The organism is Hansschlegelia quercus, from assembly GCF_004310425.1.
Taxonomy (GTDB): Bacteria; Pseudomonadota; Alphaproteobacteria; order Rhizobiales; family Methylopilaceae; genus Methylopila; species Methylopila quercus.
In genome coordinates this window covers 1-18,545 of the sequence record NZ_SIUB01000007.1, presented here as the reverse complement: position 1 = coordinate 18,545, position 18,545 = coordinate 1, and the positions used below count along the sequence as shown (strand labels likewise).

General features: G+C 67.5%; 23 protein-coding genes. 13 read left to right on the top strand and 10 right to left on the bottom strand.

Annotated features, from left to right (window positions below):
- Window positions 1-128 precede the first annotated feature (128 nt).
- The gene (locus tag EYR15_RS13470; RefSeq protein WP_131004237.1) at window positions 129-725 is read left to right on the top strand and encodes a glutathione S-transferase family protein; all 597 of its coding nucleotides are present in this window, start codon (window positions 129-131) and stop codon (window positions 723-725) included.
- Window positions 726-732: 7 nt separating this feature from the next.
- Here EYR15_RS13470 and EYR15_RS13465 read toward each other — a convergent pair whose 3' ends face one another.
- The 4 genes from EYR15_RS13465 to EYR15_RS13450 form a co-directional block, all read right to left on the bottom strand.
- Entirely contained in the window at window positions 733-1,284 is a 552-nt protein-coding gene (locus EYR15_RS13465; RefSeq protein ID WP_131004083.1) for an outer membrane protein, read from the bottom strand.
- 186 nt (window positions 1,285-1,470) lie between these two features.
- Complete coding sequence (locus tag EYR15_RS13460) at window positions 1,471-2,124, bottom strand: outer membrane protein (protein ID WP_131004082.1); 654 nt, start codon at window positions 2,122-2,124, stop codon at window positions 1,471-1,473.
- 217 nt (window positions 2,125-2,341) lie between these two features.
- On the bottom strand, window positions 2,342-2,986 hold the full coding sequence (locus EYR15_RS13455; protein WP_245498320.1) for an outer membrane protein: 645 nt from the start codon (window positions 2,984-2,986) through the stop codon (window positions 2,342-2,344).
- A 225-nt stretch (window positions 2,987-3,211) separates the two neighbouring features.
- The gene (locus EYR15_RS13450; protein WP_245498319.1) at window positions 3,212-3,835 is read right to left on the bottom strand and encodes an outer membrane protein; all 624 of its coding nucleotides are present in this window, start codon (window positions 3,833-3,835) and stop codon (window positions 3,212-3,214) included.
- Window positions 3,836-4,190: 355 nt separating this feature from the next.
- Here EYR15_RS13450 and uvrC point away from each other — a divergent pair, with 355 nt between their 5' ends.
- The 5 genes from uvrC to EYR15_RS13425 all read left to right on the top strand — a co-directional run bounded on the left by uvrC (window position 4,191) and on the right by EYR15_RS13425 (window position 8,344).
- Window positions 4,191-6,152 carry an excinuclease ABC subunit UvrC gene (uvrC, locus tag EYR15_RS13445; protein ID WP_245498318.1) on the top strand — a complete coding sequence of 654 codons (1,962 nt, stop codon included), beginning with the start codon at window positions 4,191-4,193 and terminating at the stop codon, window positions 6,150-6,152.
- Between the two features lie 114 nt (window positions 6,153-6,266).
- The gene (pgsA, locus tag EYR15_RS13440) at window positions 6,267-6,908 is read left to right on the top strand and encodes a CDP-diacylglycerol--glycerol-3-phosphate 3-phosphatidyltransferase (RefSeq protein WP_205741652.1); all 642 of its coding nucleotides are present in this window, start codon (window positions 6,267-6,269) and stop codon (window positions 6,906-6,908) included.
- On the top strand, window positions 6,905-7,156 hold the full coding sequence (gene moaD / locus EYR15_RS13435) for a molybdopterin converting factor subunit 1 (protein WP_131004079.1): 252 nt from the start codon (window positions 6,905-6,907) through the stop codon (window positions 7,154-7,156). The genes pgsA and moaD overlap by 4 nt, the downstream gene beginning before the upstream one ends.
- Window positions 7,157-7,163: 7 nt before the next feature.
- Window positions 7,164-7,619 carry a molybdenum cofactor biosynthesis protein MoaE gene (locus tag EYR15_RS13430; RefSeq protein ID WP_131004078.1) on the top strand — a complete coding sequence of 152 codons (456 nt, stop codon included), beginning with the start codon at window positions 7,164-7,166 and terminating at the stop codon, window positions 7,617-7,619.
- A gap of 89 nt (window positions 7,620-7,708) precedes the next feature.
- Entirely contained in the window at window positions 7,709-8,344 is a 636-nt protein-coding gene (locus tag EYR15_RS13425) for a hypothetical protein (protein WP_245498317.1), read from the top strand.
- A 114-nt stretch (window positions 8,345-8,458) separates the two neighbouring features.
- Here EYR15_RS13425 and EYR15_RS13420 read toward each other — a convergent pair whose 3' ends face one another.
- Window positions 8,459-9,358, bottom strand: coding sequence for a branched-chain amino acid aminotransferase (locus EYR15_RS13420; protein ID WP_131004076.1), 900 nt, complete (start codon window positions 9,356-9,358; stop codon window positions 8,459-8,461).
- 323 nt (window positions 9,359-9,681) lie between these two features.
- On the opposite strand from EYR15_RS13420, the gene EYR15_RS13415 reads away from it, so the two are divergent.
- Genes EYR15_RS13415 through EYR15_RS13405 form a run of 3 tightly spaced genes read left to right on the top strand, consistent with a single transcriptional unit; the run spans window position 9,682 to window position 12,147 of the window.
- On the top strand, window positions 9,682-10,098 hold the full coding sequence (locus EYR15_RS13415; protein WP_342635547.1) for a MarR family winged helix-turn-helix transcriptional regulator: 417 nt from the start codon (window positions 9,682-9,684) through the stop codon (window positions 10,096-10,098).
- Between the two features lie 4 nt (window positions 10,099-10,102).
- Window positions 10,103-10,813 carry a response regulator gene (locus EYR15_RS13410; protein WP_131004074.1) on the top strand — a complete coding sequence of 237 codons (711 nt, stop codon included), beginning with the start codon at window positions 10,103-10,105 and terminating at the stop codon, window positions 10,811-10,813.
- Complete coding sequence (locus EYR15_RS13405; protein WP_131004073.1) at window positions 10,810-12,147, top strand: ATP-binding protein; 1,338 nt, start codon at window positions 10,810-10,812, stop codon at window positions 12,145-12,147. Before EYR15_RS13410 ends, EYR15_RS13405 begins: the two co-directional genes overlap by 4 nt.
- 45 nt (window positions 12,148-12,192) lie before the next feature.
- On the opposite strand, the gene EYR15_RS13400 is transcribed toward EYR15_RS13405, so the two are convergent.
- The 5 genes from EYR15_RS13400 to EYR15_RS13380 all read right to left on the bottom strand — a co-directional run bounded on the left by EYR15_RS13400 (window position 12,193) and on the right by EYR15_RS13380 (window position 15,195).
- Window positions 12,193-12,546, bottom strand: a complete 354-nt coding sequence (locus EYR15_RS13400; RefSeq protein WP_131004072.1) for a tRNA-binding protein — start codon at window positions 12,544-12,546, stop codon at window positions 12,193-12,195.
- Window positions 12,543-13,232, bottom strand: a complete 690-nt coding sequence (locus tag EYR15_RS13395) for a TetR/AcrR family transcriptional regulator (RefSeq protein WP_131004071.1) — start codon at window positions 13,230-13,232, stop codon at window positions 12,543-12,545. Before EYR15_RS13395 ends, EYR15_RS13400 begins: the two co-directional genes overlap by 4 nt.
- A 58-nt stretch (window positions 13,233-13,290) precedes the next feature.
- Window positions 13,291-14,136 (bottom strand): pyrroline-5-carboxylate reductase, encoded by an 846-nt coding sequence (gene proC, locus EYR15_RS13390; protein ID WP_131004070.1) that lies wholly within the window; start codon window positions 14,134-14,136, stop codon window positions 13,291-13,293.
- A 16-nt stretch (window positions 14,137-14,152) separates the two neighbouring features.
- Window positions 14,153-14,653: a type III secretion system chaperone family protein gene (locus tag EYR15_RS13385; protein ID WP_131004069.1), complete on the bottom strand. Its 501-nt coding sequence runs from the start codon at window positions 14,651-14,653 to the stop codon at window positions 14,153-14,155.
- A 206-nt stretch (window positions 14,654-14,859) separates the two neighbouring features.
- Window positions 14,860-15,195: an accessory factor UbiK family protein gene (locus EYR15_RS13380; protein ID WP_131004068.1), complete on the bottom strand. Its 336-nt coding sequence runs from the start codon at window positions 15,193-15,195 to the stop codon at window positions 14,860-14,862.
- A gap of 219 nt (window positions 15,196-15,414) precedes the next feature.
- Here EYR15_RS13380 and EYR15_RS13375 point away from each other — a divergent pair, with 219 nt between their 5' ends.
- The 4 genes from EYR15_RS13375 to pgeF all read left to right on the top strand — a co-directional run bounded on the left by EYR15_RS13375 (window position 15,415) and on the right by pgeF (window position 18,463).
- Window positions 15,415-15,666 (top strand): hypothetical protein, encoded by a 252-nt coding sequence (locus EYR15_RS13375; RefSeq protein WP_131004067.1) that lies wholly within the window; start codon window positions 15,415-15,417, stop codon window positions 15,664-15,666.
- Window positions 15,667-15,762: 96 nt separating this feature from the next.
- Entirely contained in the window at window positions 15,763-16,575 is an 813-nt protein-coding gene (gene lgt, locus EYR15_RS13370; RefSeq protein WP_131004066.1) for a prolipoprotein diacylglyceryl transferase, read from the top strand.
- Complete coding sequence (locus EYR15_RS13365; RefSeq protein ID WP_131004065.1) at window positions 16,575-17,672, top strand: class I SAM-dependent methyltransferase; 1,098 nt, start codon at window positions 16,575-16,577, stop codon at window positions 17,670-17,672. The genes lgt and EYR15_RS13365 overlap by 1 nt, the downstream gene beginning before the upstream one ends.
- On the top strand, window positions 17,669-18,463 hold the full coding sequence (gene pgeF, locus EYR15_RS13360; RefSeq protein ID WP_131004064.1) for a peptidoglycan editing factor PgeF: 795 nt from the start codon (window positions 17,669-17,671) through the stop codon (window positions 18,461-18,463). The genes EYR15_RS13365 and pgeF overlap by 4 nt, the downstream gene beginning before the upstream one ends.
- Window positions 18,464-18,545: the final 82 nt, after the last annotated feature.

The following is an 18,545-nucleotide window of genomic DNA, read 5'->3' as shown; positions in this document are numbered from 1 at the left end:
AGGGTCTCAGGCTTTATTTTTAGGCGCCGCGGCTGAGGCTGCGTCTAGCGCCCCCGGCCGGATATTCGCTTTCGCCACGCGTCCGCGCGTGGCAGGAAGTGGCCCCGCCGCGCATGGACTTCGCAGACATGATCCTCCGCTCCTCGCCGCCCTCCCCCTTTGGCCGCAAGGTCAAAATCGCGGCGCATCTATTGGGGATCATCGACCAGATCGAGATCGTCCGCACCGACACGACGGCCGATGACGATCCCATCCGCGGGCTGAACCCGCTGGGCAAGATCCCTGCCCTCGAGCTCGACGACGGCCGCGTGCTCTACGACAGCCGCGTCATCATCGAATATCTCGACCATTTGACCGGCGGCGGGATGTTGATCCCGGTTGACCCCGTCGAGCGGTTCGACGCGCTCACGGGTCAGGCGCTGGCCGACGGCCTGATGGACGCGGCTCTGCTCCAGATCTACGAGGTCCGGATGCGCGACGAAAGCGAGCGCTCGGCGAAATGGCTAGCGCTGCAGGCCGGCAAGGTAAAGCGGGCGCTCGCCCATCTCGAGGCCGCGCCGCCGCCGGCCGTCCCGAACGTGTTCTCGGTCGCGACCGCCTGCGCGCTCGGCTATCTCGACCTGCGCTTCGAGGGCGCCTGGCGGAAAGATCATCCGACGCTGGTGCAATGGCTCGACGCGTTCGCCGCCACGACGCCCGCCTTCGGGGCGACACGCGCGCACTGACTCGATTTCAGAAGCGGTAGTTGAAGCCCGCGCGGATCTGCCCGCCCGCAGGCGTCAGCGCAACGTCGCCGGCCTGATCGATGCGGCTGCGGTCGAGGTCGACATAAAGATATTCGACGCGCGCCGCGACGCCTGCGAACAGCGCCGTCTCAACGCCGCCGCCGACCACATATCCCGCTGTCGTCGGCCGCGCCCCGCCGGGCGACTGCGCGAAAGCCGCGGAGGCGAAAGCGACGCCCGCCGATCCATAGGCGACGAAACCGTCGAAAGCGAAGCCGACTCGGGCGCTGATCCCGCGGACGCTGTTCCGGCTTTCGGCGCTTGCAAATCGCGCGTCCAGGCCGCCGACGTCCCCGTCCAGACCCAGCATAATTCGGTCGAAGGCGGTCTTTTCTCCACTAGGAGACACGGAGCCGCCGAAGCCGAGCGCGCGTAGCGGCGCCCAGGCGCCGCCGTTTGCGGTCGCCGTGTCGGTCGACGGCGCCAGATCGAAAGCCTGCGCTTCGCCCGACAGGGTGAGCAGAGTGGCGGCGATGATCAGGAGCTTCGTCGACGTCATGCAGCGATCCTTCGCCCGGACAAGTCGTTGCGAGCCGGGGCCATTCTCACGCTGCCGTCCTGCGGTCCGGTTAACGAATCCTCACCGCCGAAGCTAAAAGTCGAGACGGTCAACAAAGCCTTAACGACGAAGGCCCCGCAGCTTACGCCGCGGGGCCTTCAGTTCGGAAGAAAGAGAAAGGCGAGATCAGAAGCCGCCGAACTTATAAGCGACGCCGGCCGTGACGCGGTTTTCGGTCATGTCAGTCTTCGGCTGCGTGCCGGAGAGGTGCATGCGATCCACGCCGTAATCGGTGTAGCGGTAGTCGACACGCGCCGTGACGTTTTCGGCGACGATCGCCTCCACGCCACCGCCGGCGGTCCAGCCGAGAGCGGTCTTGCTGTCCGAACCAGCGCCGGCAACCTTGAGCTTGTGCTCGCCATAGGCGACGCCGCCGGCGCCGTAGACCATGACGCGGTCCATGGCGTAACCGACCTTAGCGCGGGTCGCGCCCGACCAGTTCAGGTCGTTGCGGGTCGAGCCGCGACGATCATGGGCGGTGTTGTAGTTCAGGTCGGTGTCGATGCCGACGACGATCGGCGAGTTGTCGAGCTGGTGATCGTAGCCGGCATAGCCGCCAACGATCGCGCCGTCCGGACGGGTGTTGGGACGACCCTTATTGGTCCGGGAGTGACCCCAGCCGTAGCCGGCCTGCGCGCCGACATAGGCGCCGGTCCAGTTCGAAGCCGCGGGGGCGGCGTAGGCGGGCGCCGGCTCGTAAGCCGGCAGGTCGGCGGCCATGGCCGCCGAGGAAACGACGAGAGCGGCGGACACCGCCGCGAAACGAACGATACGCGACATGGGGGGAAACCTCGATACTCAGCCGGATTGGGGGACATCCGGAACGCGAACACGAACAAGGGTGACAACGCCGTCGACCCTGTGGTCGACCGGACTGCCTGCACCCTATCGTCCAAGTCGTTATCGAGACGTGAAGGTTATCGGAACATAAAAGAAACCCCGCGACTTTCGTCGCGGGGTTCCGGCAGTCTCAGATCCGCTCGAGGAGCGGAAAGGATCAGAACGGCGAGTCGAACTTGTAGGCGACGCCAACCATCACGCGATGATCGTCGTAGGAAGACTTGCCGCCCGCTCCGCCTTCGAGGTTGAAGTTGTCCTTGCCGTAATCGCTGTAGCGGTATTCGGCGCGGACAGCGACGTTGTCGCTCGCGGCGTATTCGACGCCGCCGCCGACGGTCCAGCCGATCGCAGTCTTGCTGTCCTTGCCGGCGCCGTTGCGACGAACTTCACGATCCGAGTAGGCCACGCCGGCCGCGCCGTAAACGAGGAAGCGGTCGAACGCGTAACCGATACGGCCGCGGGTCGCGCCGTTCCAGTCAGTTGAGGTGCGGCGCACGCCGCGACGGTCGTCGATGTCGGCGTAGTTCAGGTCGGTCTCGATGCCGACGACGACCGGCGAGCCTTCCATCTGGTAGTTGTAGCCGAGGTAGCCGCCGATCATCCAGCCTTCCGGCTTGGTGCGGGCGGCGTGGCCCCAGCTATAGCCGGTCTGAACGCCGACATACGGGCCGGTCCAGGTGAACGACGGAACCGCGACGGCCGGAGCAGGCTCGTAAGCCGGCAGGTCTGCGGCGTAGGCGGAAGAAGCTGTGACGGCCAGCGCAGCGGCCGAGGCAGCGCCAAGGAACATATGGCGGAACATGAGAACTCCTCGAGTCTAGGTCTGTGACCAATTTATAACGAAAGAAGCGAGGAGCGGAAGGTCGAGATCGCCAAATGAAACTTCGCGTGACGCTTTGGCAACACTACCGATTCCCCATCGCCCCGTCAGGACGAGACCGCAATTCCGCGGTCGGACCGACGCCCCCTGTGGACGTCCATTACACCTTTTACTGCCGCGTATTACGTCGATGACCAGAGAATTCGGTCACCATCCCGTCGAGAACTTGTAACCGAGGCCTAAGAGCACACGATTGTCGTTAACATCTGACTTCACTCGGCTACCCGCGACGCTGAAGGAGTCCGTTCCGAAGTCGGAATATCGGTATTCAACCCGAGCGGTGACGTTGTCGGACAACGCAGCCTCCACGCCGCCGCCGATCGTCCAACCGACCGCGATCGTGTCATCGGAGCTTCCGCCGGCCTTTATTTGTGGATCTGCGAACGCGACGCCGCCCGCGCCATAGACGAGAAAACGGTTGAACGCGTAGCCGACCCGGCCGCGCACCGCGCCCGTAAAGTCGAAGCTATTCGAGATACGACCGCCGCCGAACGCCGCCGTTCCCCGATGGGCGTCGGCGTCAGAATAGTTCGCGTCGGCCTCGATTCCGATCACAAGCGGCGAATTGTCGAGTTGATGGTTGTAGCCGAGATAGGCGCCGACGGTGAAACCATCCGGCTTCGTCGCGGGCGAGAAGCCGTTAGCGCGATTCTTGGCGTCGAACCAGTCATAGCCGGCCTGCAGGCCGACATAAGGCCCGCTCCACGAGAACGACGGCACTGAAACTGCGGGCGCAGGCTCGTAGGACGGCATGTCGGCGGCCAACGCCACGTCTCCTGCCGCTCCTGCGATCATCGCTCCAAGGAGCAAGGCGAGCCGTTTCGTCAAAGTATTTCCCCGAAGGCGTCCCGACCGCCTGAGCCGAGATGGGCGACCCAAATCTCGGCATTGCATGAACGCCGTGACGGCGGATTGGTTCCCGACCATTCGCCCAACGAACGAGTTTTCGTGCCGCGGGAGTAAGGTCCATCGGGCGCAGCAATATGGCGGAGGAGCGACGAATTCGGGGCCGCCGCTTCAAACTGGCGTGAGCTACGCCACATGCCTGATCCCACGTCCCGGGGGTCGCCGAGGCCGAGGGGGCAGGTGTAAGTCTCACGCGATGAGCGGGAATCGCAGCCCAGACATGATCGAGACGCCGGATGTGGCCTCAGTCGAAGGCGACGGGATCGAGGAATACGCGTCGCCGGAAACAGCTGACGCGGACACGCCGGAAAGCCTGAGGCGCGGCGTCGAGGTCATCCGCGCTCAACTCAAGCATCTTCCCAATGGGCCGGGCGTCTATCGCATGTTCGACGCAAACGGCGACGTGCTCTACGTCGGCAAGGCCCGGAGCCTCCGAAAGCGCGTCGCGAACTACGCGCGCGGCGTCGGCCACAACACCCGCATATCCCGGATGATCGCCGAGACCGGGTCGATGGAGTTTGTCTCGACAGAGACCGAGACCGAAGCGCTGCTGCTCGAGGCGAACCTCATCAAGCGGCTGCGGCCGCGTTTCAACGTGCTGATGCGCGACGACAAGTCGTTTCCCTACATCCTGATCGCCTCGGAGCACCCTGCTCCGCAAATCGCCAAGCATCGCGGCGCGCGCACCCGCAAGGGCGACTATTATGGACCCTTCGCGTCCGCCGGCGCCGTCGGTCGCACGATCGACGCGCTTGAGCGCGCCTTCCTGCTGCGCTCCTGCGCCGATAGCTATTACGAGCGGCGGACGCGTCCCTGCCTGCTGTTCCAGATCAAGCGTTGCTCCGGCCCCTGCACCCGCGAGATCGAGCTCAACGACTATGCGAGGCTCGTCGAGGAGGCCCGCGACTTCCTCTCGGGCAAGAGCGACCGGGTGAAGCACGATCTCGCTCACGCCATGGACGAGGCGTCCCAGGCGCTCGATTTCGAGCGCGCCGCCGTCTATCGCGACCGGCTCGCGGCGCTCGCCGCCATTCAGTCTAATCAGGGCGTGAACCCTCGCGACGTCGAGGAGGCGGACGTCTTCGCGCTGCACGCCGAGGGCGGGCAGACCTGCGTCGAGGCGTTCTTCTTCCGCGCCTACCAGAATTGGGGCGCACGCGCCTACTTCCCGAAGGCCGAGGGCGGCCAGGAGCCGAGCGAGGTCTTCGGCTCGTTCCTCGCGCAGTTTTACGACGCGGAGGAGCCGCCGCGTCTCGTGCTGCTGAGCGAGGAGATCGAGGACCAGGCGCTGCTCGCCGAGGCGCTCTCCGTGCGCTCCGGCCGCAAGGTCGAGGTCTCGGTCCCGGTCCGGGGCGAGAAGAAGGAGCTGGTCGCGCGCGCGCTGTCGAACGCGAGGGAGGCGCTCGGCCGCAGGCTGGCTGAGACTTCGACGCAGACGAAGCTGCTCGCGGGCGTCGCCGCGGCCTTCGCGCTGCCCGCCCCTCCGAAGCGCATTGAGGTCTACGACAACAGCCACATCATGGGGACCGCCGCCGTTGGCGGCATGATCGTGGCAGGGCCCGAAGGCTTTCAGAAGAACAGCTATCGCAAGTTCAACATCCGCCCCGAGGACCTGACGCCGGGCGACGACACCGGCATGATGCGGCAAGTGCTGCGCCGACGCTTCGCGCGGCTGCAGAAGGAATCCCCGCGAGACGTCGAAGGCCGCGCGGCGGACGACGCGCCGCCGTGGCCGGACCTGGTGCTGATCGACGGCGGACAGGGCCAGCTCACCGCAGCGCGCGAGACGCTGGCCGAGCTCGGCGTGACAGGCGTGCCGCTGGTCGGCGTCGCCAAGGGCGTCGACCGCGAGGCCGGGCGCGAGACCTTTTTCATCGACGGCCGCACGCCCTTCCGCATGCCGCCGCGCGACCCTGTGCTCTATTACGTCCAGCGCCTGCGCGACGAGGCGCACCGCTTCGCGATTGGCACGCATCGCGCGCGGCGATCGAAGGAGTTCGTCGCGAACCCGCTCGACGAGGTGCCCGGCGTCGGCCCCACCCGCAAGCGGGCGCTGCTGCGCCATTTCGGCACCGGCAAGGCGGTCGCCCGCGCGGGCGTCGCGGACCTCGAAAAGACCCCCGGCGTCAGCCGCGCCATGGCCCAGTCGATCTATGATTTCTTCCACGACAAGCGAGAGTGAGGCGCGAGCTTCGCCGAAGTCCTGGACCGGGCTTTCGTTGACGCCCGCGCCCTCGCGTGATCGTGTCCCGACGACCGGCGCGGACTCGCGTCGGGCACCGTCTAGGCGAATGCGATGACGTCCGAAATCCATGCCGATCTGCGAAGCGCCGAACGGCCAAGACGGGGCGTGAACCTGTCGCGGCGCTACGCGCTCAGCCTGCCGAACATGCTGACCTACGGCCGCATCGCCGCGGTTCCCATGGTCGGCGCGTGCATCTTCATCGGCGGCGCGCCGTTCCGCTGGGCGGCGCTCGGGATCTTCGCGCTCGCCGCCATCACCGATTTCTTCGACGGCTATCTCGCCCGCGCCTGGGCGCAGCAATCGCCGCTCGGGCGGATGCTCGATTCGATCGCCGACAAGGTGCTGGTCGCGGCCTGCCTGCTGATGCTCGCCTGGGACAACACCATCACCGGCTGGTCGGTATGGGCGGCGTTCGTCATCCTGCTGCGCGAGGTGCTGGTCTCGGGTCTTCGCGAATTTCTCGCGGAGCTGCGCGTCAGCGTGCCGGCGACTCAGCTCGCGAAATACAAGACGACGGCGCAGATGATCTCGCTTGGCTTCCTGCTGGTCGGCCCCGCCGGCGAAGCGGTGCTGCCGGGCAACGTGATGATCGGGCTGACCCTGCTCTGGATCTCGGCGCTCCTTACCATCTACACGGGCTACGACTATCTCCGGGCCGGGCTAAGGCACGTGTTCGAGGATCCCGAAGGATGAAGCTGGTCTATTTCGCCTGGGTGCGGGAGCGTATCGGCCGCGCCGAGGAGGAGACGGAAGCGCCGGACGACGTCGCGACCGTCGGCGATCTGGTCGGCTGGCTCAGAAAGCGCGGGCCGGAATATGAGAGCGCCTTCGCGACCGGCGCGGTCGTGCGCGCCGCGATCGACCGCCGCCACGTAAAGCCGGACGCCGCGATCGCGGGAGCGCGCGAGATTGCGTTCTTCCCGCCGATGACGGGCGGCTGAGCAGGCCGTGGCTGTTCGGCTCCAGCGCGAACCGTTCGATCTCGGCGCGGAAGTTGCGCGGCTGACCGAAGGCCGATCCGACACAGGCGCCGTGGTCACCTTCTCCGGCCTCTGCCGCGACCGGGCAGATTCCGGCGCGCGGCTCGTCTCCCTCACCCTCGAGCACTATCCTGGCATGGCCGAGGAAGAGCTGTCCCGCATCGAGGCCGAGGCCCGCTCGCGCTGGCCGATCGTCGACGCGCTGGTCCTGCACCGCTACGGCCGCATCCTGCCGGGAGAACCCATCGTGCTGGTGGTCACCCTCTCCCCTCACCGCGCAGCCGCGTTCGAGGCGGCGCAGTTCTTGATGGACTACCTCAAGACCTCCGCCCCGTTCTGGAAGAGCGAAGAGACGGACGAAGGCGAGGCATGGGTGGCGTCGAAATCCACCGACGACGCGGCGGCGGACCGCTGGCGCAGCTGACCCGCCCGGTTAACGCGTGTTAACCTTAACCGACGGTTAATGTCGTCGCGGCGGCGGCCCGGCTCTAGTGTCCGCCCATGGCGCAGGGAATGAGCTTCCGCACCGCGATCACGCTAATCGTCTGCGGCTATGCGCTGCTGGCGGCGGTGCTCGTGTTCGGCGCCGGCCACGACCTCTGGCGCCCGGTCTCGCATTACACGCCCCAAGTCTCGTGGCTGTTTCCGAACACGACTGCCGTCCGGACCGCCGCGCTCAGCGCCGACGGCGCGTTCGGAACGGCCGGCATGTACGCGCTCCTGGCCGCGGTCTCTCTCGGTTTGATCGCGGCGCTCGCCGCGGGCGGATTCGCGTGGGGCGTGCTGTTCAAGAGCGAGACCGAACTCGGACTCGACAAGGCGGTGAGCTACGCCACGATCCTCGCGCTGCTCTACGCGGTGGGTAAGACCACCGAGGTCCTGATGCACGCGCTTGCGGCCAACATGCCGAGCGGGGGCATCCAGGCAATGCCGGGACTGTGGTTCGCGACGCTGATCCCGAGCGCGGCGATCCTGTCGAGGCTGGCGGCACTGGTCGCGCACGATCTCGGCGTGTTCGTGGTGCTTGCGGTCGAGGGCGAGCCTGCGGCCCTCAGCGCCTTCGCCGCTCGCTCCGAGGAGCGGCGCGGAGCGGACAGCCTCGAGGCGAAGCTCGCCCGCCGGATGACGCGGTTGCGGAAGACGGCCTGAGTGGTCATCCCGGCGGAGCGAAGCGAGAGCCGGGATCGCAAGCCGAATATCGCTCAATTCTGAGCACGATCCCGGATCGACGGCTTCGCCGCCGTCCGGGATGATGCGGCTCTATCAGGCGGCGGCGACCGCCTCCTGCTGCGGACGCACTGCGTCGGCGTAATCCGTCATCAGCGTCTTGGTGATGTCGCCCACCGAGAAGCGGTAGTCCGCGATCTCGGAGACCGGAGTGACCTCCGCCGCCGTGCCGCAGATGAAGCACTGCTCGAAGCTCGCCAGTTCCTCAGGCATGATCGCGCGCTCGATCACCTCGATGCCGCGCGCCTTGGCGAGGCCAATGACCGTGCGGCGGGTGATGCCGTCGAGGAAGCAGTCCGGCGTCGGCGTGTGCAGCGCGCCGTCCTTCACGAAGAAGACATTCGCGCCGGTGCATTCGGCGACCTGACCGCGCCAGTCGAGCATCAGCGCGTCGGCGTAGCCCTTCCGCTCCGCTGCGTGCTTGGAGAGCGTGCAGATCATGTAGAGGCCGGTGGCCTTGGCCTTTGAAGGCGCGGTGCGCGGGTCGGGACGGCGCCATTCCGCCATGTCGATGCGGATGCCCTTCAGGCGCTCGGCCGGGTCGAAATAGCTCGGCCACTGCCAGACGGCGATCGCGAGGTGGATCGTGTTGTTCTGGGCCGCGACGCCCATCATCTCGCTGCCGCGCCAAGCGATCGGACGGACATAGGCGTCCTGAAAACCCTGCCGGGCGAGCGTCGCCTCGCAGGCGCGGTCGATCTCCTCGACCGTGTAAGGCACGTCGAAGCCGAGCAGCTTGCCGCTGTCGATCAGGCGCTGGTTATGCTCACGCATCTTGAAGATGCGGCCGCCATAGGCCCGCTCGCCTTCGAACACGGCGCTCGCATAATGCAGCGCGTGGGTCAGCACATGCACCTTGGCGTCATTCCACGGAACAAAGGCGCCGTCGAACCAGATCTCTCCGGGACGGTTGTCGAAGGGTTGGCCGTCGGCCATCGTCCGAACTCCTCACGTCTCATTCGGGCCGCCGGGCGGCGCCGATCCGTCGCCCAGTCAGCGGCGTCGTTTTGCGTCTGCGCCGTCGACCCGGTATCGTCCGCTGCGCCACTATGGCGCGGAAGGCGGAAGCCGTCGATGACCGACGAGCCTCTCGCGAATTCGTCGGCACTCTGGCGACAGGATCGAATTAAGTCAACATGACTGACGTAATTTTGGCCGGCGAGCCGGAAGCGCGTCCGCGGGCGCAAACCGAGCCGGAGGGCGGCGAGACGCCGGCCTTCGACGTCATCGAGCTGTTATTTTTCGCCTATCGAGATTTCGTGCGCGATCCCGACGAGGCGCTCGACGCCTACGGCTTCGGCCGCGCGCATCATCGTGTGCTGCATTTCGTCGACCGCAATCCGGGGCTGCGCGTCACCGAACTGCTCGACATCCTGAAGATCACCAAGCAGAGCCTCGGCCGCGTGCTACGCGAGCTCGTTGACAAGGGCTTCGTCACTCAACGTGAAGGAGCCGCCGACCGGCGCCAGCGCCTGTTGTTCGTCACCGAACGCGGGGACCGGCTGGTGAAGGAGCTTCATCGCCTGCAGACCCGGCGCATCTCCCGTGCGCTGGGTCAATGCAGCGCCGCCGAGCGCGACGCGGTGCGCCGCTTCCTGTTCGAGATCATCGATCCGCAAGAGCGCGCGCAGGTTGCGGAACTCACCGGCGTCGAGCCGCCGCCGGCGCGGCGCTGACGCCATGGCCGCAGCCGAACGCAAAGCGATCCTCGACGACGCCGCGCATCTCCTCGTCGTCGACGATGATTCGCGCATCAGGTCCCTGCTGCACAAGTTCCTGACGTCGAACGGCTATCGCGTGACGGTCGCGGCCTCCGCTGCCGATGCCCGCGTCAAACTCGACCAGCTGACCTTCGATCTGCTGGTGCTCGACGTGATGATGCCGGGCGAGAACGGCCTCGACCTCGCCCGAGCGGTCCGCGCGCGCTCCTCCGTGCCGATCCTGATGCTGACCGCACGCACTGAGACCGAGGACAGGATCGCAGGCCTTGAGACCGGCGCCGACGACTATCTTTCGAAGCCATTCAACCCCCGCGAGCTGCTGCTGCGGGTCGGCGGCATTCTCCGACGCGCCGGGCCTTCGCTCACGGCGTCCGCCCCTGATGTCCGGTTCGGGCCGTTCTCGTTCCACCGCGGCCGCGGCGAACTGAAGAAGGGCGAGGAGATCGTGCGGCTGACAGATCGGGAGCGCGACCTGCTGGCGGCGCTCGTCGAGCGGCCGGGCCAAACCGTGCCACGTTCCGCGATCGCCGGCGACGACGCAGCGCCGGGCGACCGCGCGGTCGACGTCGTGGTGACGCGGCTCCGCCGCAAGGTCGAGGAGGACCCGGCAAATCCGATCCTGCTGCTCACCGTCCGGGGGCTCGGCTACCGCCTGCTCGTCGACGAATGAGACGGAAGCTCGCCCTTCCAGCATGGATCCGCAGGCGGGCGCCGCGCGGGCTCTATACGCAGTCGCTGATCCTGATCATCGCGCCGATGGTGCTGCTGCAGGGCGTGGTCGCCTTCGTCTTCATGGAGCGGCACTACGAACTCGTGACCAAGCGCCTGTCATCGGCGGTGAGCCGGGACATCGCGGCGCTGGTCGACCTTCATCAGTCCACGCCGAATGGCGAGACGGACGCCAACATCGTCCGCATAGCCCGCGAACGGCTGTCGTTGCAGGTGGAGTTCCTGCCTCCCCAGGAGCTGCCCACTCCCCTGCCCCGGCCATTCTTCTCAATTCTGGACGAGCGGCTGTCCTCCGAGATCGCCGACGACATCAAGCTGCCGTTCTGGATCGACACGGTCGGCCGCTCGAATTTCGTCGAGATCCGGGTCCAGCTCGGCGACAGCGTCATGAAGGTGCTGGCTCGCCGCAATCAGACCTACGCATCCAACAGCCACATCTTCCTGATCTGGATGGCGGCGGCTTCGCTCGTGCTCATCGGCATCGCGGTCTATTTCCTGCGCGCCCAGCTTCGCCCGATCCTCGCGCTGTCGGAGGCCGCAGACGCGTTCGGCAAGGGGCGGCCGGCGGCGCCGGATTTCCGCCCGCGCGGTGCGCGCGAGATCCGGCTGGCGGCGGAAAGCTTCATCGCGATGCGCGACCGCATCGAGCGCGCAATGGAGCAGCGCACGACGATGCTGGCCGGCGTCAGCCATGATCTGAGAACCATCCTGACCCGCTTCCGACTACAGCTCGCGCTGCTCGACGAGACGCCAGAGGTCGAGGACATGAACCGCGACGTCGAGGAGATGTCGCGCATGCTGGAGGGCTATCTCGCCTTCATGAAGGGCGACGCCGGCGAACCCGCCTCGCCGACCGACATTCCGACCCTGCTGGCAGAGCTGAAGCGCGCCGCGGAGACGTCCGGCGCGACCGCGACCGTGGAGAGCCACGGCGAGCCGCTCGCGATCGTGCGTCCTGACGCTTTCCGTCGCTGCCTCCAGAACCTCGTCGCGAACGCCGCGCGCTACGCCCGCCAGATTGCGATCGTCGCGGTCCACGACGGGCGCAAGCTAGAAGTCCGGATCGATGATGACGGGCCAGGCATCCCAGCTGAAAACCGTGAGGATGCGTTCCGCCCCTTCCTGAGGCTGGACGAGGCGCGGAATCAGGACAACAGCGGTTCGGGGCTCGGCCTCGCCATCACGCGCGACATCGCCCGGAGCCATGGCGGCGATGTGACGCTGGAGTCGAGCCCGCTCGGCGGACTGAGGGCGGTCGTGCGGGTGCCGGCCTAGCGGCGCGCCGGACTGAAAAAGACGCAGAGAGGGGCAGCGCCGCGGTCAGAACATCCGCCCGCCATTTGGGACGCCGGTGGTCGGCGCAAGCAGCACCACCTCCCCGTCCGCATCCGGAACGCCGAGCGTCAGGACTTCGGACATGAACTTGCCGATCTGCCTCGGCGGGAAGTTCACCACCGCGACGACCTGTTTCCCGACTAGTCCCGCCGGCTCGTAGTGCTTCGTGATCTGCGCAGAAGACCGCTTCACCCCGATCTCCGACCCGAAATCGATTCTGAGCTTGATCGCGGGCTTCCGCGCTTCCGGATAGGGCTCGGCCTCGACGATGGTGCCGACGCGGATGTCGACCTTCAGGAAATCGTCGAAGCTGATCTCAGGCGCAGGCCCGTCGCTCACGCGGCGGACGCCACGTCGTCATCCGGCTTAGGGCGCGTCGAACGGCCCAGGACGCGATCAAGAGCGCTACGGAAAGGCGCGGCGAGCCGGCCGAGATCGTCGGCGCGTTCGGCCCAGCGCTCGGCCTTTCGAAGCTCTTCGTCGAGCGCCTTCATGGTGCGCGCGAGGTCTTCGTCGGGATCGTTCAGGAACGTCCGGAACACGCGAGCCGTGAGAAGCACCAGCGCCTGCGCTCTTGCGGTCCCGAACGGCCCGCTCTCCGGCACGCTGGCAGCCGCCAGCATCCACTGCATGGAGGAGACGGCGACCTGGTTCATGGCGGCTGCGCCGAGCGGGTCGGTCACCAGCCCATCGCGCACCTTGCGCAGCGCGTCGCGGTAGGGCGCGAGCGCCTCAAAGCGGCGCATCAGCACGTCGAAGATCCGTTCGCGAACGGGCTCGCCGGCTAGGTCCGTGGCATCGACCTTCAAGACCTCGAGATCGATCTTGCGCACGAAGCCGGAAAGGATCGCGCCCTTGGAGGGGAACAGGATCCTCAGCTCCGAGAGAGAGACGCCGGCGCGAAGGGCGATTTCATAGAGGCCGATATCGGCCCACGACTTGTCCGAGAGCAGGGCGAACAGCGCGTCGACGATGCGCTCGCGGGGATCGGCGAGCACCTTCGGTTCGGGGGTCGGGTCGTTCATCGCTGATCTCCTCGTGTCCCGTGCGTCGGGAGAAAGATAGGCCGACGGGGCCGAGCCGTCATCCCGGCCGCGCGAGCTCCTTCGCCCGCTTCGTCGCCGCCGCGACGGCGCGCTCCATCAGCGGCTCAAGTCCGTTCTCCGCCATCAGCACGTCGAGCGCCGCCGCGGTCGTGCCGTTCGGCGATGTGACGTTGCGCCGGAGGGTGGCAGGGGGTTCGGGCGAGCGCGCGAGCAGTTCGCCGGCCCCTTCGACCGTCCTGCGTGCGAGCGTTTCGGCGATGTCGGCGGGAAGACCGGCCGCGATCCCGGCCTTCGCCAGCGCTTCGACCAGCAGGAACACGTAAGCGGGACCGGAGCCGGAGACTCCCGTGACGGCGTCGATCAGTCCCTCGTCGTCGACCCAGATCACGTCGCCGACTGCGCTCAGCAGGCGGTCGACGAGCGCCTTCTGCGTGGCGCTGACCTCCGGACCCGCGAAGCAGCCGGTGATCCCGCGGCCGACGGATGCCGGCGTGTTCGGCATGGCCCGGACGATCGCCCCGCCTTGCGGAAGCGCTGCGCCGATAACCTCAAGCGTCTGCCCCGCCATCACCGAGATCACCACCGAGGACGGCCCGGCATAGCTCGCGACCGCCGGCAGCACGGAAGCCGCCATCTGCGGCTTCACGGCGACGACGATCGCGGCGGCGTTCGAGAGTTCCGGGGCTTGCGGCTGAAGCGTGACGCCGAGCGCGGAGAGCCTTTCGGCCGCGGGCTCGGACAGACCGGGATCGAGCACGTAGGCGAGCCTCGGATCGAGGCCGCCTTCGAGCCATCCGTCGAGCAGAGCGCCGCCCAGCTTGCCGGCGCCGACGAGAAGGACCGGGCCGCCCGGATTGAGCGGCCCGGCAGAAATCGTGGTCAACTGGGATACGCGGTCGTCACGCCTCCCCCGCCGTTTCGAAGGCCACCACCTCCATGGCCTCCTTCGCGCTTTTCCCGGCCCAGATCACGAACTGGAACGCCTGATAGTGGCGTTCGCAGGATTCCAATGCAGCTTCCAGAAGCGCCTCGCATTGCGCGGCGCTCGCCTCCGCCCCGCCCGAAAGCAGCAGCGAATGGCGATAGGCGACCACTCCCTCCTGGCTCCACAGGTCGAAATGGCCGAGCCACATCTGCTCGTTGATCAGAGTCAGCAGTTCAAGAACCTCCGTCTTCCGGCGATCGGGAACCTTGAGATCGAAGGCGCAGGCGAGATGAAGGGACTCCAGTTCGCCCATCCACGTCAGCGAGACGTGGTAGTCGGACCATGAACCGTCGACAGAGATCGTGATCTCGTCGTCGCCCGACCGGTCGAAGGACCAGTCGTTCAACGTCGCGATGCGTTCGATCGTGTCGACAGGATGGGCCTGGCGATCGGCGTCCACGTCGATGAGAGCCATGAGCTCCTCCCCGGGTGAGGCCCGGCAAACGGGCGTGGGAAACGACGTTACGCGTGACGGACGAGCCCGGGCGGCCCGCCAACCGCGGCCCCGAGGAGAGGCGATGAACGCCGCCCGATTCGAGCCGCCTGTATCAGTATATGGCGCCGCCTGCCGCGCTGCACACTGGCTGCGGGGCAACAGCGGAACTTAAATCCCAACGGGGATCAGTCCCCGACGGAATCGTCGAAGCCCTTGGGCGCTCCGAGGGGCGCAGGCTCCGGGACGGGCTCGCCGCGGAAGTCGTCGCGGTGCGTGCCGGCTGCCGCTTCGAGCACAGCGAGACGCTCGGCGAGCGTCTCGTTCTCCTCGCGGGCCTTCTGCGCCATGGCGCGAACCGCCTCGAACTCGTCGCGGCGGACAAGGTCGAGATCGGAGAGGATGCGCGAGGCCTGCTGACGCACCACCGTCTCGATCTCTCGACGCACGCCGGCGGCGGCGCCCGCGGCGTCGGTCATCAGCTTGCCGATCTCGTCGAATACGCGGCCGCGGGTCTCGGTCATGGTGATCGCGCCTTCCGTCTGACATTGCAGTGGTGATGTGGCCCGCCGCGGGCCGGCGGACAAGAGAGCTGAGGCAAGGCGGGCCAGCGAGCGCTAATGCGATTGCACTGACGCATCAAGATCAATGCACACTCGGCATATTCATTGCGACAGCGCAGTTCTTATCTCGCTGCCATCGGACGCCGCCTTCGCGACGCCCTTGGTCAAGGGAGACCCGTCATGAAGTCCATCATCGCAGCCATTGGCGCGCTTGCGCTGGTTTCCACCGCGGCTACCGCCGCTCCCGTCAACAAATACACGATCACCGGCTATTCTGCGTCCTCCGCCGTCCAGCGGGGCGTGCCGCTCGACCAGCGGCCGAGCGTCGAGCAGGACCGCCCTTACAGCGCAGCCATCGCAGGCGGCGCGAACGTCGACAGGGCGAACAGCGTGTCGCGCGGCGTTGGCCGCGGCGCCTTCCCAGGCCGCTGAGCCTGACCGACCGGCCGCGGAGCGCTCGTCGCCCCGCGGCTTGACACCTCAACCTCCTCAAGCCCATGACGCGCTCGCCTTACCGCTGAGCGCGTCATGCCCTTATTCGCCATCGCCTTCCCCGCGATCGACCCGATCGCGCTTGAGATCGGCCCGCTCGCGATCCGCTGGTATGCGCTCGCCTATATCGCAGGCCTTCTGCTCGGCTGGTGGCTGGCGAAGCGCATCTGCGCGGCCGATCGCCTGTGGGGCGCAGCGCGTCATCCGAGACCGGCCGACATCGACGACCTGATCGTCTGGGTCGCCTTCGGCCTGATCCTGGGCGGCCGGCTCGGCTACGTCCTGTTCTACGACCTGCCCCACTACCTCGACGAGCCGCTCGAAGCGCTGAAGCTCTGGCACGGCGGCATGAGCTTCCACGGCGGCTTCCTGGGCGCGGCGCTGGCGCTCACTCTGTTCGCGCGGGCGCGGACGCTGCCGGTCTTTTCCGTCTTCGACGTCGCCGCGGCCGTGACGCCGGTCGGCCTGTTCTTCGGCCGCATCGCCAACTTCATCAATGGCGAGCTGTTCGGCCGGCCGAGCGACGTGCCCTGGGCGATGGTCTTCCCCTATGGCGGCCCCGAGCCGCGCCACCCAAGCCAGCTTTACCAAGCGGCGTTGGAGGGCATCGTCCTGTTCATCCTCGTCCAGCTGCTGGTGCGCGCCGGCGCGCTCAAGCGGCCGGGCTTGGTGACGGGCGTCTTCGTCGCGGGCTACGGCGCGGCGCGGATCGTCGGCGAGTTCTTCCGCGAGCCGGACGCGCAGATCGGCTATCTCGCGGGCGGACTGACCATGGGCATGGTCCTGTCGGCTCCCATGGTGCTGATCGGCGGCGGCCTCGCGCTCTACGCGGCGCGCCGCCCAGCCTGATGACGCCGCTTGGCCGCGAGATCGCAGGCCTGATCGAGCAGGAAGGCCCGATCGACGTCGCGCGCTACATGGCGCTCTGCCTCGGGCACCCCGTTCACGGCTATTACGCCACACGCGACCCTTTCGGCGCGCGCGGCGACTTCACCACCGCGCCGGAAATCAGCCAGATGTTCGGGGAGCTTATCGGGCTGTGGTGCGCCGCGGTGTGGGTGCAGATGGGCGCGCCTGAGCGGGTGGCATTGATCGAGCTCGGCCCTGGCCGCGGAACGCTGATGGCGGACATGCTCCGCGCAGCCAAGGCCGCGCCCGGCTTTCGCGAGGCGGTCGAGGTGACGCTGGTCGAGACGAGCCCGACGCTGCGCGATGTCCAGGCTCGCGCGCTGGCTGGCGTGAATGTTCGGTGGGCGGCGACCGTCGAGGAGGCGCTTGCCTCCGGCCCCGATCCCCTGCCCGCGATCATCGTCGCGAACGAGTTCTTCGACGCATTGCCGATCCGCCAGTTCGCGCGCACAGCCGACGGCTGGCGTGAACGGCTGATAGGCCTCGACGACGATGGCGCGCTCGCCTTTGGGCTGTCGGCCGACGCGCCCTCCGACGTCGAGCCGCCGGAGCGTCCGGTCGGCTCGGTCCTTGAGATCTCCCCGGGAGCGCTCGCGATCGTCTCACAGATCGCAAAGCACCTCGCGGCTCATGGCGGCGCGGCGCTGGCGATCGATTACGGCGCGGCGCAATCCGCGGGAGACACGCTGCAGGCGATGAAGGCTCACGCCTTCGCCGACCCGCTGGCCGAACCCGGCGAGGCTGACCTGACCGCGCATGTCGATTTCGGCACGCTCGCCGCCGCAGCGCGCTGCGGCGGCGCGGACGTGATGGCGCTCGTCTCTCAGGGCGAACTGCTCGCCCGGCTCGGCCTCTCCGCGCGCGCCGAACGGCTCTCCGGGAATGCAACCGAGGCGCAACGCGACGCCATCGCCGCGGCCGTAGCGCGTCTGACCGATCCATCGCCGACCGGCATGGGAGCGCTGTTCAAGGCGCTCGCCTTCGCCGATCCTCGCCTTGGCCCTCTCCCCGGATTCGCCAGTCGGAGACCTGAATGACCGACGCCGCATCGCCAATTCCGCCTTTTGTGACTGCGCCGAAGCTCGCGGCGCTTCCCGGGATCGTCCACGCCTTCTTCACCCGCGAGGGCGGCATTTCCACCGGGATCTACGCCAGCCTCAACGGCGGCCTCGGCTCCAGCGACGCCCCCGACGCGGTGCGTGAGAACCGGCGGCGGATGACGCTGGCGCTCGGGCTGAGCGCCGATCGCCTGACCGTGCCGTGGCAGGTTCATTCCGCCGAATGCGTCGCCGCGGACGGTCCCTGGGCGCGCGGGGACGCGCCGCATGTCGACGCGGTGGCGACGAACAGACCGGGCGTCGCCGTCGCGGTGACGGTCGCGGATTGCGGTCCTGTGCTGTTCGCCGACTCCAAGGCCGGCGTCGTGGCGGCGGCGCATGCCGGCTGGAAGGGCGCCTTCGGCGGCGTGCTGGAGGCGACGCTTCTTCGCATGGAATCACTCGGCGCCAGCCGGAAGGACGTGACCGCGGCGCTCGGCCCCTGCATCCGCCAGAAGAGCTACGAGGTCGGACCGGAGTTTTCCGCGCGCTTCACCGCCGTCGATCCGGGCCATGCCCGCTTCTTCGCGCCTTCCGCCAAGCCCGGCCACGCGCTGTTCGACCTTGCGGGCTATGTGATGAAGCGGCTCGAACAGGCGGGCGTCGGGGCGGCCGACGACGTCGGGTTCGACACTTATGCGGACGAGACGCGCTTCTTCAGCTTCCGCCGCGCCACGCATCGCGGCGAGCCGGATTACGGACGGCTCATCGCCGCCATCGCTCTGGCGTAAACCATCCCTGCGCTTCTCGTCGCAGTTTTGCTGCGGTGCGTTGAGGCGGTTTTGAATCGCTGTTAAGAGCCGGCGTGCGTTG